A 12,979-nucleotide genomic window follows, 5' to 3' on the forward strand; every position below is an offset into this window, starting at 1 on the left:
CGAGCCATCTTTTCGGAGTGTCCGATGCCGTTGTTCCCGTTGTTCGCCAACCTGCAGGGGCGCGCCGTGCTGGTGATCGGTGGCGGCGAAGTCGCCACACGCAAGGTGCTGGCGCTGCTGAAGGCGCAGGCGCACATCCGGCTGTATGCGCATGCGCTTTCGCCCGAACTTGCCCAGCTGCTGCAGGCCGGGCGCTTCGAGCAAATGACAGGCGAGTTCGATCCTGCCTGGATCGACACCGTGTGGCTGGTCGTCGCCGCCACCGATGATGTGGATCTGAATCAACGTGTGGCCGCAGCGGCCGGCGCACGCCAGCGTCTGGTCAATGTCGTGGACGATGCCGAGCTCTCCACCTACCAGGTGCCGGCCATTGTCGACCGCGATCCGCTGGTGATTGCGATTTCGTCGGCGGGCGCGGCGCCGATGCTGGCGCGCCGACTGCGCGAGCGACTGGAGCGCGAACTGCATGCGTCGGTGGGTACGCTGGCGGCCTTGTTCGCCCGGCACCGCGAGCGCATTCGTCAGCAGTTGCCGGACATGAACCGGCGGCGCCGCTGGTTCGACCAGGTGATAGACGGGAAGGTGCCGCAATTGCTGCAGGCCGGCGATACCGCCGCCGCCGAAGCCGCCTTTGCCGCTGCGTTGGACGCGGTGGACAGCGTTCCGGCGCGCGGCAGCGTGCAATGGGTCGGTGCCGGCCCGGGCGATCCCGGCCTGCTCACGCTCAATGCCTTGCGTGCCCTGAACCTGGCCGACGTGCTGCTGCTGGCGTCGGACGTGCCCGCCGCGGTGATGGAACTGGCGCGCCGGGATGCGCAACGGCGCGCCTGGCCGGAGACGCCGGGCGCGCAGCAGGCCGTCGTAGTGGAGTTGGTTGGCGCCGGGCTGCAGGTCGTGGTCCTGCGCATGGGCAGCGGCGATGCCATCCCGGCGGAGCTGGACGCCGCGCTGCACGCGCAGGGCATCCTGTCGGTGCGGGTTCCGGGCTTGCCGCTCCGCTAGATTTTTCCAAGCGCGTTGCCGGATTCGACGCGCTTGAACGCGACTGCCTACCGCGCCAGCAACGCTCGGCGCGCCGTGTCCTGCTGCCAACCCGTGCGTTCGACACACCGATCGCCGGAGCACCCGCCGATACCATCCCAGGGAAATGACGGCCCGCGGCCGCGCAATGGCGCTCGACTGCTACCCGCCGGCGCATGCCATCGGCACCGCGTCACGGCGTGCAGCAAGCCAGGCAACGGCACCCAGCGTGACCGATTTCACCCCCTGCCTGGCCGAAAAAGTCCCCAGCACGGCGCGCGCATCCGCCTACAGTCGAGCACGTCATCCCGGTTCGGACATCGCCACACCATGCAGACGCCTTCGCCGTCCCAGACGTTCCCGCTCGACCGCAGCGATGCGGTCTGCATCATCGGTGCTGGCCCGGGTGGGCTCAGTGCGGCACGTGCGCTCAAGGCGCAGGGGCTGGACTACGACCAGTTCGAACGCCACGGCGACCTGGGCGGGATTTGGGACGTCAGCAACCCCGGCTCGCCGATCTACGACTCCACCCATTTCATTTCCTCGCGCGATCTGTCGGCCTTCATCGGCCATCCCATGCCGCGCCAGTACCCCGACTACCCGTCGCATCGGCAGATCCTGGCCTACCTGCGCAGCTTTGCCGAGACGTTCGGTCTGCGCGAGAAGATCCAGTTCGACACCGCCGTCCTGCGCATCGACAAACAGGCGGACGGGCGCTGGCAGGTGACGTTGGCCGATGGCTCGCAGCGCCTCTACGCCGCGGTGATCTGCGCGTCGGGCGTCAACTGGGACCCCAGCATGCCGCAATTGCCGGGCCACTTCGATGGCGAGATCCGCCACTCGGTGAGTTTCCGGCATGGCGACGAATTTCGTGGCAAGCGCGTGCTGGTGCTGGGGGCCGGCAACTCCGGCGCGGACATCGCCTGCGAGGCGGCCATGCATGCGCAACGCGCCTTTCTGAGCGTGCGCCGCGGATATCACTTCATCCCCAAGCACCTGATGGGGATTCCGGTCGACCAGATCGCCGAAACCGGTCCGCACCTGCCCCTGTGGCTGGCACGCCCGATCTTTTCGGCCCTGCTGCGGCTGGTCAACGGAGACCTGGCCCGGCTGGGGTTGCCCAAGCCGGACCATCGCCTGTTCGAAAGTCACCCGCTGCTCAACGCCCAGCTGCTGCACCATCTCCAGCACGGCAACATCGCCGTCAAACCCGATATCGACCGACTGGACGGCAGGCACGTGGTGTTCAAGGACGGCAGCCGCGAGCAGATCGACCTGCTGCTGTGCGCCACCGGCTACCGCTGGAGCTGCCCGTATGCCAGCGAGTATTTCCTCTGGAACGGCGGACGCCCGCAGATGTACCTGTCGATGTTCAACCGCACGCATCGCAATCTGTTCGGGATCGGCTACCTGGAAACCAATTCCAGCGCGTACAAGCTGTTCGACACCCAGGCCCACATGATCGCGTCCTACCTGACCGCGCAGCGCCGCGATCCTGCCAGCGCACGCCGCTTCGATGCATTGATCGAAAACGATACACCGGACCTGTCCGGCGGCATCCGTTTCGTGGCATCGCAGCGCCACGCCGTCTACATCGAGGCGCATGCATTCAAACGCTATCTGCATCAGCTGCGCAGGCGATTGGGCTGGGGCGAACTGGGCGAACACATGTACGACGCGCTCAAGCTCGACGCCGGTGGCGATCCACGCATGCGCACTACCGCCACCGCACGGCTAGCCGACAGCGAGGTTGCCCATGGCTAAGCCGCAGGATCTGCGCGGCTGGAATGCGGTGATCACCGGCGGCGCCGGCGGGCTGGGACGCGCGACCGCCGCGCGCCTGATCCAGCGCGGCGTGCGCTGCCTGCTGGTGGATATCGATGCCGATGCACTGGCACGTGCGGTGCAGGCGCTGGGGCCGTTGGCGTGCGCGCAGGTGGCCGACCTGACCGATCCGGCCGCGCGCGACCGTCTCGCCGAGCGGCTCGACACGGATTGGGGCCAGTTGCAGCTGTTGGTCAACAATGCCGGCATCGTCGGCACCACGCCGTTCGAGCAGCGCACGCCGGCGTCGATCCGCGGCGAACTGGAGTTGAACCTGATGGCGCCGTTGTTGCTCACGCACCGGTTGCTGCCGCTGCTGCAGCGCAGTGGCGACGGGCGCGTGGTGAACATCGTCTCGCTGGGCGGCATGTTCCCGTTGCCGGAATCGACGGTCTACTCGGCCAGCAAGTTCGGGCTGCGCGGTGCCATGCTCTGCCTGGGACTGGACGGCGCACGCCTGGGTATTCGCGTCTCCATCGTCAACCCGTCGGCCACCGACACCCCGATGCTGATGCGCGAGGCCCTCAACGGCGGCAACAAGTTGCAGTTCATGGATCGGCCGCAACAACCGGACGAAGTCGCATTGCAGGTGTTGCGGTGCCTGGACGCACCGTGCCTGGAGCGCTTCGTGCGCCCCAGCGAATCGTGGACGGTGCGGCTGGCCATGCTGCTGCCCAACCTGCTGACGCGCGCCCTGCCGCTGTTCGCACGCAGCGCCGAGCGTGGGCATCGCAACTATCTTGCGTCGCTGCAGCAGCGCGGCCTGATTCGCCCACGCCAGGACGGATGGGAAGTGGTGCCGCCCGCTCACCGCGAAGACCCGCACACCCTCGCCGCAACGCGAGCAACCACGCAGCGGACCTGAGCCGCTGCCTGGCGCCCGCACGCGCAGCGCATGCGGCGGCAGCGCTGTTGGAGGGCAAACCGGTGCGCCGCTACGGCCAAGTACCGTGTCTGGTCGAACGCTCAGCGCGGATCGCGCGCCTGTCCGGGCGAACGACCGGACCACCGTTGAAAGGCGCGCCGAAACGCCCGTGCATCGGCGTATCCCACCGCTTGCGCCACCTCGGCCACGGTCATCTGCGAATTGCGCAGCAGATCCTGCGCACGTTCGTAGCGGGCGGCATCGCGCAGTGCCCGGTAGCCGACCTGTTGCGCGCCGAGCCGACGCCGTAACGTGCGCTCGCTGCAATTGGCCTGGCGCGCCAGCTCCGGTTGCCGCGGCGCACGCTCGGCATCGCTGCGCAGCCGCAGTGCGATCGATTCGACCAACTCGTTGCGCGACGACGGCCGCTGAATCAGGGTCTCCAATTGTTGCCGCAACAGTCCGCAGGTGGTGCGGTCGTAGCCCGGCAACCGCGCGGCCAGCCACTTTGCCTCCAGCGTCATCCGGTTGCGACCAGCGCCAAACCGCACCGGGCAGCGAAAAAAACGCGTGTAGATCTCCAGCGGGGCCGATCGCGCGAAGGCCAGTTCCACCGCGCGCGGTCGGATGTCCGGCCCCAGCATGCAGCGACTGACATTGAGGGCACCGGCAAAGGCTTCCTCGATGAGGTAAGGCTCGATCTCCAGGTCGAATACATGCGGCACCAGTTCGATGCAGGCTTCGGGGCCTTGCTGTGCGAACAGGTGCTGCATCATCGCCCCGGCTTCGTGCTGATGCCCCAGGCCATAGGCGATCGCTTCGCCGAAGGTTTCGCAGGTGAGCATGGCCAGCCCGGTCAGGCCCCAGGACACCGGCCGTTGCCGCATGCCGGCCGCCAGGCCCATCGCCGGCTCGTCCAGCAGACGGCGTGCGCGCAGGATCAGCGCACGCACCTGCTGGTAGGACAGCAGCAGGTCGCGGTCGTGCAGGTCGCGGTCGGTGAACCCCAACCCCTTGCACAGCCGCTCCGGCGCGTGTCCGCGATCTTCGACCAGGCCCAGCAGCGAGCGCACGGTGTTGGGAACGATGTTGGCCGTGCGGCGGTTATCGGCCGGCGCAGGACGCGCGTTGCCGACCTCGGAGATGGGCTGGCTGCGGGTGACGGCCGCGCGCGCACGCGGCATGCTCAGCAGTGCTCCGCGGAGCGTTCGCGTTCGCCGCGGTGCCAGCGTGCCGTGCAGCCAATAACGCCACCATGCAGCGCGTGCCATGTAGCGGTACAAGCCGGCCGGAGCCGAACGTCTTGCATGCGTTGCGTCCTCGCGACAATGCGGCCTCAACCGCTCGGCCGCACTTTAGCGCAAGCGATGGCGTGCAGGTCCAGCCAACAGCTGCCGGCGCGTCAAGCCATCAATCCCGCAACAGACGCTTGCGCGTGCTGTCGCGCACATCCACGTCGAAGGTGACCTGCAAGGTCATCGCCTCGGCATGCCCAGCGCCCGCATCGAAACTGAACTGAAGCCCGTCACGGCGCGGTAGCTGGCGTGCGTGTTCCTCCAGCGCGTCGCGCGGGATCGCCAGTTGCCAATGATCGGTGGCGCAATTACATGCGGCGTGACCGCCGGTGAGGCTCACGCTGTGTCTCACCAACCGCGCGCCCTGCCCGCTCGGCAACCGGCTGAGATTGTCGACGCTACGCCCGGCCAGCAGGCTGGCCAGCTCGTCCTCGTCGATACGAAAGCGCAGATGTTGGCCTTCAATCTGGATTTTCATGGATCAGCCGGCTCCATTGCTCGGGCGTATTGCAATTGACGAACTCAGCGCGTTCGCTGGCAGTGACAGTCACGCGATGGCACTGCAGTGAATGCTGCAAGGCGCGCAGCGAGCGTGACGATGCAGCGCCCGCCATCAGCACCGTCAACGCCTCGCGCACGCTGGCATCCAGGCGCAGGCACATCGGCAGCATCTGGTCCTCGAAGGCCACACAGCGATGCTGCGACGGCGCAAGCAGCTTGCCCAGCAACGCGGCCGACAACAGCGGCATATCCACCGGCACCACCACCAGCGTGGTCGCGTCGGCCGCGTTCGCGATCACACTTGCCAGCCCGCCGAGCGGGCCCAGATCGGGATGGACGTCGGCAATGCCGGCATATTCGGGCCGGTTGCCGCTGACCACCACGTGCTGCGCACCGGCCTGGCGCAGCAGCGCCTGCATCTGTTCCAGCAACGGACGTCCATGCCAGGGCAGCAAGGCCTTGTCCTGCCCCATGCGCGACGAACGTCCACCGGCCAGCACCACGCCCGTCCACGGCTGCTGCAGCGTCATGCGACAGCCCCGGGATGGGCGGCACCCACCGGCATGTTCATGGCGCGATGGCCGGCGCGGCCGGGTACAGGTGGCCCAGGCCGAAGACCTGGGCATGCGTGCTCGCTGCGGCGCCTTCGTCCTGTGGCTCCAGCACCGCCCAGACGTTGGCCTGCAGCAACGGGGCCACACGAAAGGATTCCTGCTGCGGCAGGATCTGCACCGACAACGCGCCGGCCGCACTGCACAGCAGGCGTGCCCGCAGATGCTGCCGCCAGATCGGCCTGGCCTGCATCGGTGCCTCTAATGCGACGCGCACGCCATGCTCAACCGGCATGCCCAACAAACCGCGCAATGCCGGCTCGACGAAAAAGCGCAGACCGGCCGCGCTGGCCATCGGGTTGCCGGGCAAACCCATATACAGCGCGCCATCGCTAAAGCGCGCAAGCAGCACCGGTTTGCCCGGTCGCACTGCGACCTTATGAAACAGCACTTCGGCAGCGTGGCGTGCCAATGCCTCCGGGATGAAATCGTACCGACCACGCGAAACGGCGCCGGTGCTCAGGATGAGATCGGCACCGGCATGGCGGGCCTGTGCCAGTGACGCATCGAACGCAGCATCGTCGTCGCCTACCTGCCCACGCCACACGACATCGGCGCCGGCGGCACGCAACTGAGCCAGCAGATAACTGCTGGTGCCATCGCGGATCTGGCCCGGCTGCAGGGGTTGTGCAGGGTCGCCGATCAACTCGCGTCCAGTGGCGATCAAGGCCACGCGCGGCCGCCGCACCACCTGCACATGCGCGCAGCCCAGGCCGGCGAGCAGCATCAGATGCGCACCGCGCAGCATGGTGCCGGCGTCGATCACGCGATCGTGCAAGCGCACGTCTTCGCCGCGACGACGGATGTGCTGGCCCGTACGCACCGGCTGACACAGGCGGATGCGGCTGGGGCGCTCGCCGTCGTGCGCGAGGATCTGCACTTGCTCGATCGGCACTACCGCATCGGCACCCGGCGGCACGCCGGCGCCGGTCATGATTTCCCAGGCCGCACCGATCGCAGCCGCACCGGCGTCCTGCCCTGCCGCAACGGTACCGCTCACCACGTACTCGCGGTCTGCCAACGCACCCATCCCCGCGGTCGCCAATGCAAACCCATCCATTGCGCTGTTGTCGAAGGGCGGCAACTCGGCCTGGCTCGACAAGGCGTCGGCAAGCACGCGACCTTCGGCATCGGCGCTTGCCACCCACTCGCTGGCAAGGGGTGCGACGTGCGCGTGGACCAGCGCGAGTGCTTCGGCATAGCTGATCATGTGCAGGACAGTGCCGACCAATGGATGACCCGGCTAGGATACCGGCCCCTGGCGCAGCAGGTACAGGCGTGGCCGTGCGGGGCCGTCGTGTGTCCATCCGCCACATGATGGGCATCACCGTAGACACCACGCTTGAAGCTGCTCGAACGGTATGCAGACAGTGTGCGCTGCAAGGTTGCAGGCCTTCCTTGATCAACTGCACGCATGCAATTCGTCGACGTCGTGGGCTGGCTCGCCAGCATCATCCTGATCGCCACCTTGATCCGGCAGATCTACAAACAATGGCGCTCCGACGCCGCGCAGGGCGTCTCGCGCTGGTTGTTCCTCGGCCAGATCAGTGCTTCGGTGTTGTTCATCCTCTACAGCTATCTGGTTGGCAACGCGGTGTTTATCGTCAGCAATGTGCTGATCCTGCTGACGGCCCTGACCGGCTATGCATTGCAGCGGGTCAAGCGCCGCAGGCTGGAACGCGCAGCGTAGACAGGCTGCGTGGACTCCTGCCGGCCGGTCGAGCTTAGTCAGCCGTTCTTTTCGCCGACTTGTGTGGTCTTGCCGATGCGGCTGTGGCCCTCTTCGCAGCGATCTTCTTGGCCGCTTTTTTCGCGATGACACTGGGCGTCTTCTTGGCGGCCGCCTTGGGCACGGCCGCCTTTTTCGCTACGCCCGGCTTGCGCACCTTCGCAGCCGGCATGGCATCCGCCGCTGCTTCGGCGGGCGCATCCGGTACGCGCACGCTGATCCAGGTGGGTGCATGGTCGCTGGCCTTTTCCAACGCACGTACCCACTTGTCGACGCCGGCATCTTGCAGGCCGGGCGCCAGCGTGCGATTGAGCAGCAGATGATCGATGCGCAACCCACGGTCGCGCGCAAAGTGCTGACGGAAGTAATCCCAGAACGTATAGATCGGCGTGTGGCCATGGATGGCCAGCAGGCTGTCGGTCCAGCCCTGTGCCAGCAGGGTCTGGTAGGCCTCGCGGCTCTCCGGCTGCAGCAGGGCATCCTTGCGCCAGCCCTTGGGGTCGTAGATATCCGCATCGGTGGGCACCACATTGAAGTCGCCGATCAGCGCCACCGGATGCGGCAGGTCCACCAGCGTTTTCGCATGCCGGATCAAGCGTTCGAACCATGCAAGCTTGTAGTCGAACTTCGGCCCGGGCTGCGGATTGCCGTTGGGCAAATACAGGCAGGCCACCACCACGCCATGGATTGCCGCCTCCAGATAGCGGCTTTGCATGTCGCGTGGATCCCAGGGCAACCCGCGACGAATCTCCACTGGCTCGGTCCCCCGCGCGAGCAGCGCCACGCCATTCCAGGACTTTTCGCCCTGCCAGATCACACCGTACCCGGCATCGCGGATTGCCTGCTCCGGAAACGCAGCTTGCGTCGATTTCAATTCCTGCAGGCCCACGATGTCCGGTTGCTCGCGCTGCAGCCATTCCAGCAAGTGCGGCAGACGGCTGGCAATACCGTTGACGTTGAACGTCGCGATCTTACGTAAGGTACCTGACATGGGTGCAAGTGGCCGCTTCCGTGGTGCAACAGCATGACCGCCGCTTGATTAAGCCGATGCTCAAGCGAGGTGAAGCTGCACTGCGTGCCCCGGCCCATGCTCACGCGTGGCACACCACCGGCGCTCTTAGCTTGAAGCACATTCATTGATGGGAATTGCCATGCGACATTCCGCACTGTTGATCGGCCTTGCGCTCTGCGCCAGTTGCTCGCGCAGCCCACCGTCGGTCACCCCGCCCGGCGCACCGGAAACGCCCAAAACCAATGTGCTGGAAGCCGGCGCGAAAGTGCTGCAGCCCAGCGGCCCGGTCGGCAAGCTGGACATCTATCTGGTCGGCTTCCATCCGATGAAGGATGCGCCAGATGAGCAAATGGAGGCGCATCACTATTGCCAGCAGGTCAATGAAGATCTTGCCCAATGCGCGCTCTACGACGGCAACACCGACCGTGCCAACCTCACCGGTATCGAGTACATCATCTCGGAGACGTTATTTGCGCAGTTGCCGGCACACGAGCGCAACTTCTGGCATCCGCATAACGGTGAAATTCTTTCCGGCCAGCTCTCTGCTCCCAACCTGCCGCAGGTCGCAGAGAAGGAACTGATGCGCAGCAAGATCAACAGCTACGGCAAGACTTGGCACACCTGGCATTCGCGCAAGGGCACCGCGCCCGGCGACACCTTGCCGCTGGGCGAGCCGATGCTGGCGTGGTCGTTCAATCGCGATGGTGAGTTGCAGCAACCGTTGATTGCGCAACGCGATCAGGCCGTTTCGGTGTCCACCGCAGAGCGCCGCGCCAACCGTCAAGAGCTTGTGCCGCTGGCAAAGCCGCAAGAAGGCGTGGATGCATTACGTGCCCATTTTCCCAACGCCCAACCCATACCCGGGGTGACCTACGCAAGGGGCAAGCATCCCTGAGCCCACAAGACACCTTGCTGCACCAACGTGCAGCAGGGTCAGGCGTGGCGCGCGTACTTGGCAATGCGTTAGAGCCTGGAAAAACGCGCGATGCAGCTAGCGGTACGCGCGTACCCTGCCCTGTTGCACACGCCAGATGCCAAGCGATTCCCGGCAGCGCCTGCAGCGCAACTCAGTGCGACCAAGGTTCTCCGACGCTAGGGCACAAACCCCGCACGCACGCACCCATCGTGTTTGTGCTTGAACATGTCGTAGCCCCGCACGGCGTCTTCCAGCGGCATCTTGTGGGTCAGCAAAAATCCGGATTTCAAACGTCCCGCCTGCGCCAAGTCCAACAACCTGGGCACGTATCGCTGCCCATGTTGCTGCGCGGTTCGCACCGTCAGACCTTTGTTCATCACGGCACCCAGCGGAAACTTGTCCATCACTCCGTACACGCCCAAGACCGACAGGATGCCGCCCTTGCGGCAGGCGAGGATGGCTTCGCGCAACGCCTGGCCGCGATCGGTGTGCAGGTGCAAAGCCTGCTTGACCCGATCGTAGGTATGGCCGATGCCGGTGCCATGCGCCTCCATTCCGACCGCATCGATACAGGCATCCGGGCCACGCCCACCAGTCATTTCGCGCAGGACATCCACCACGCTGTCGACCGCCGAATAATCGATCACCTCCACACCTAACACATCGCGCGCCATTGCCAGACGCTCCGGCAAGCGGTCGATGCCGATCACGCGTTCTGCGCCCAAAATACGTGCACTTTGCTGGGCCATCAGCCCCACGCCACCGCATCCCCACACCGCCACCGTGTCGCCGGGCTGGATATTGCAAAAGTCTGCACCCATGAAACCAGTGGGCCCCGCGTCCGAGAGAAACAGCGCATCTTCGTCGGAGACCCCATCGGGCACCTCGAAACACCCCACATCCGCATGCGGCACGCGGATGTAGGTTGCGTGCGAACCTGCGTAACCGCCAAAGGCGTGCGTATAGCCGTAAATCCCGGCGGTCGCATGCCCAAGCAAGGGTTCCTGCATTTCCCAGTTGGGGTTGGTGTTGTCGCACAGCGAAAATTCCTTGCGCTCGCAATGCCAGCAACCGCCACAGGAAATAAACGACGGCACCACCACGCGCTGACCCACGCGCACATTCTTCACTGCGTTGCCCACCTCCACCACCGTACCCATGAACTCGTGGCCGATGACATCGCCCTCGCGCATGGTTGGCAGGTAGCCATCGATGAAATGCAGATCAGAGCCGCAGGTGGTGGTGAGCCCGACCTTCAGGATCACATCGCGGGGATTGACCAGCACCGGATCGGGCACGGTTTCCACGCGCAAATCGTTGATGCCATTCCAGCACAGTGCTCGCACAGAAAAGCCCTCCTCAAGAATGCGCGTGCGTCGACGCGCGCGCCGCTGGGGTATGCAACAAGGTCGGCACCTCGCCGGCCTCCAGCCATGCGCGCAATCGCCGTAGTCCCTTGCCGACCAGCACGTACGGCGCGGGATTCACCAGCTTGGTAAACACCTGCGCCAGCAGGCCTTCGACCGCATAGTGCAGGCTTAGCGTCGCTTCGCTGGCTTCGCGCCCACGTGCAGGGCGCACCTGCAATACGATGGTGAGCTGCAGCCCATGTTCGCCCTCGGCCTCGTAACGCACCGACTCGCCCAGCCGCGCATCTGCGCGGCGCAAGGTCACCTCCACATCCTGACGCAGCGGCGCGTGCAGCTTCCATCGGGACGCATGGCCGTCGCCGGAGACCAGCTCGGCAGCACCTTCCAACACGCGTTGCTGCACATTCGCATCGCACCAGGCATCCAGTATCTGATGAGGTTCGGCACGGATGGTCATGCTGCGTACGATGTGCGTACCGTCATCGTCGGTACGTACCGGATCGGTCGGTAATGCAGCCATGGCTCAGCGGGCTCCGGCGTTCTTGTCGTCGGCCTGCAATGCCTTGGCGCTGCTCAGATGATCGGCGACGTGATGGCGCGTGGTCTGCAGGTGTTCGAGCACCGGCGATGTCTTTGCCTGCGGGATCAGCTTGCTGTCGAGCGCCGTTAATGCGTCGGTGTGGTCTTTCACCATCGCAGTGATATAGGCCGTTTCGAATGCATGACCGTCCAGCTTCTGCAGCTTGGCCAACTCCGCCTTGCCCTTCGTCATCTGCAGCTTTGCACCCGCGGCGGACGTGTCCGGTTGCCATTTGGCGATCTTCTGGTTGTTGTCGGTGTGTTCCTTGATCATGCGCGTGGCGTAGTCGCGTGCGCCGCCTTGCACCTGCTTCTGCAATGCCAGATTTGCCGCGTTGATTTCGCTGGTGTTGATGGCACTCAGCATACCGAGCGCCTCGCGCTCGTCCTCGCTGGGTGTCGCTGCACCCGCGGTTTGCTGCCCGGCGGGCATTGCAGACTGTGTCCGGTTCTGTGCTTGCGCAGATATGCTGGCGCCAACGCACAGGGCCAGGACAAGGATGATCGGGCGACGTGTGTTCATGGAAGTCTCCAGCTGGATGATGTAGCTCGATGCTGGGCTTGGCTGCGTGACTCGATCGTCGCGCTAGCGTCGAGAACTGGCGAAGGCTGCGTGCTGCAGCGCAACGCATCGTCACACTGTGTGAAGGTCACGCAGTCGGGGTTTTCCTCCAACTTTGAATTCGCTGACGACCATGCCGCTGCGCGGCAGCGCGGGATACCGCATCATCGGCTATCGAAAACCCTGTTTGGGAACGTAATCGCTCGCCGCCAGCGCCTGGCGCTGCAATCATCAAGGCAATGGTCGGCTTCCCCCGAGACATCGAGGATCGGCTCTACGTGCATTTTGTGCTGCAATCGTCCCACTGGCAGTGCTGTGGCGATGCACGCGCACCGCGAGCCGCTTTGTCCCGCAGCAAGGGCGTAATCACGGGCAAGCTGTCGCTGCAGCGCTTGTCGCTGCAACGTCGATTCACGGCATAGGGTCGAGCCTACCGCATCCCGTCAGCGTCCCGTGTCATGCGCCAGGATCCGCCGGCCCCAGCTGATTGGCGGCCAATATCTCGTCGATACGTTTGACGATCTGCGCTGCCTGCTCCTGCGATTGCGCCGCACCGGTGATCTTCTCGGAACGGGCCCGGAACACATCCCAAAAATCGTCCGGGTGCTGACTGCGCATCTCCGGCAACGCTTCGGCAAGCTGCTTCAATTGTGCATCGATGTCAGGTGTCATCACGGTCTCCTCTGCTGTGCTCA

General features: G+C 65.2%; 14 protein-coding genes. 5 read left to right on the plus strand and 9 right to left on the minus strand.

All coding sequences use genetic code 11. The features are described 5' to 3' along the window. Positions 1–24: 24 nt before the first annotated feature. The 3 genes from J7396_RS20010 (at position 25) to J7396_RS20020 (ending at position 3,709) form a co-directional block, all read left to right on the plus strand. Complete coding sequence (locus J7396_RS20010; RefSeq protein WP_209261994.1) at positions 25–1,002, plus strand: NAD(P)-dependent oxidoreductase; 978 nt, start codon at positions 25–27, stop codon at positions 1,000–1,002. 348 nt (positions 1,003–1,350) lie between these two features. Continuing rightward, complete coding sequence (locus J7396_RS20015; protein ID WP_008575390.1) at positions 1,351–2,784, plus strand: NAD(P)-binding domain-containing protein; 1,434 nt, start codon at positions 1,351–1,353, stop codon at positions 2,782–2,784. Next, positions 2,777–3,709: an SDR family oxidoreductase gene (locus J7396_RS20020; protein WP_029819400.1), complete on the plus strand. Its 933-nt coding sequence runs from the start codon at positions 2,777–2,779 to the stop codon at positions 3,707–3,709. Before J7396_RS20015 ends, J7396_RS20020 begins: the two co-directional genes overlap by 8 nt. Positions 3,710–3,810: 101 nt before the next feature. On the opposite strand, the gene J7396_RS20025 is transcribed toward J7396_RS20020, so the two are convergent. From J7396_RS20025 to J7396_RS20040, 4 genes are all read right to left on the minus strand, one after another. Further along, complete coding sequence (locus tag J7396_RS20025) at positions 3,811–4,893, minus strand: AraC family transcriptional regulator (RefSeq protein ID WP_029819399.1); 1,083 nt, start codon at positions 4,891–4,893, stop codon at positions 3,811–3,813. 226 nt (positions 4,894–5,119) lie between these two features. Continuing rightward, positions 5,120–5,482, minus strand: a complete 363-nt coding sequence (locus J7396_RS20030) for a hypothetical protein (protein WP_008575384.1) — start codon at positions 5,480–5,482, stop codon at positions 5,120–5,122. Beyond that, positions 5,466–6,035, minus strand: coding sequence for a molybdenum cofactor guanylyltransferase (locus J7396_RS20035; RefSeq protein ID WP_031422624.1), 570 nt, complete (start codon positions 6,033–6,035; stop codon positions 5,466–5,468). Before J7396_RS20035 ends, J7396_RS20030 begins: the two co-directional genes overlap by 17 nt. Before the next feature lie 37 nt (positions 6,036–6,072). Further along, positions 6,073–7,347 (minus strand): molybdopterin molybdotransferase MoeA, encoded by a 1,275-nt coding sequence (locus tag J7396_RS20040; protein WP_209261995.1) that lies wholly within the window; start codon positions 7,345–7,347, stop codon positions 6,073–6,075. Between the two features lie 183 nt (positions 7,348–7,530). Here J7396_RS20040 and J7396_RS20045 point away from each other — a divergent pair, with 183 nt between their 5' ends. After that, positions 7,531–7,806: a PQ-loop domain-containing transporter gene (locus tag J7396_RS20045; RefSeq protein ID WP_031422621.1), complete on the plus strand. Its 276-nt coding sequence runs from the start codon at positions 7,531–7,533 to the stop codon at positions 7,804–7,806. 34 nt (positions 7,807–7,840) lie between these two features. On the opposite strand, the gene xth is transcribed toward J7396_RS20045, so the two are convergent. Beyond that, on the minus strand, positions 7,841–8,836 hold the full coding sequence (gene xth, locus J7396_RS20050; RefSeq protein WP_122272784.1) for an exodeoxyribonuclease III: 996 nt from the start codon (positions 8,834–8,836) through the stop codon (positions 7,841–7,843). 145 nt (positions 8,837–8,981) lie between these two features. Here xth and J7396_RS20055 point away from each other — a divergent pair, with 145 nt between their 5' ends. Next, a complete protein-coding gene (locus J7396_RS20055) occupies positions 8,982–9,752 on the plus strand; it encodes an OBAP family protein (protein ID WP_209261996.1) in 771 nt (256 codons plus the stop codon). 197 nt (positions 9,753–9,949) lie between these two features. Here J7396_RS20055 and J7396_RS20060 read toward each other — a convergent pair whose 3' ends face one another. The 4 genes from J7396_RS20060 to J7396_RS20075 all read right to left on the minus strand — a co-directional run bounded on the left by J7396_RS20060 (position 9,950) and on the right by J7396_RS20075 (position 12,956). Then, positions 9,950–11,119 (minus strand): zinc-dependent alcohol dehydrogenase, encoded by a 1,170-nt coding sequence (locus J7396_RS20060; protein WP_011347320.1) that lies wholly within the window; start codon positions 11,117–11,119, stop codon positions 9,950–9,952. A gap of 13 nt (positions 11,120–11,132) precedes the next feature. Continuing rightward, positions 11,133–11,663 (minus strand): hypothetical protein, encoded by a 531-nt coding sequence (locus J7396_RS20065; protein ID WP_209261997.1) that lies wholly within the window; start codon positions 11,661–11,663, stop codon positions 11,133–11,135. 3 nt (positions 11,664–11,666) lie between these two features. Next, positions 11,667–12,245 (minus strand): DUF4142 domain-containing protein, encoded by a 579-nt coding sequence (locus tag J7396_RS20070; RefSeq protein WP_029819392.1) that lies wholly within the window; start codon positions 12,243–12,245, stop codon positions 11,667–11,669. 495 nt (positions 12,246–12,740) lie between these two features. Next, entirely contained in the window at positions 12,741–12,956 is a 216-nt protein-coding gene (locus J7396_RS20075; RefSeq protein ID WP_008575367.1) for a hypothetical protein, read from the minus strand. Positions 12,957–12,979: the final 23 nt, after the last annotated feature.

Source organism: Xanthomonas sp. A1809 (genome assembly GCF_017746015.1).
Lineage (GTDB): Bacteria > Pseudomonadota > Gammaproteobacteria > Xanthomonadales > Xanthomonadaceae > Xanthomonas > Xanthomonas euvesicatoria.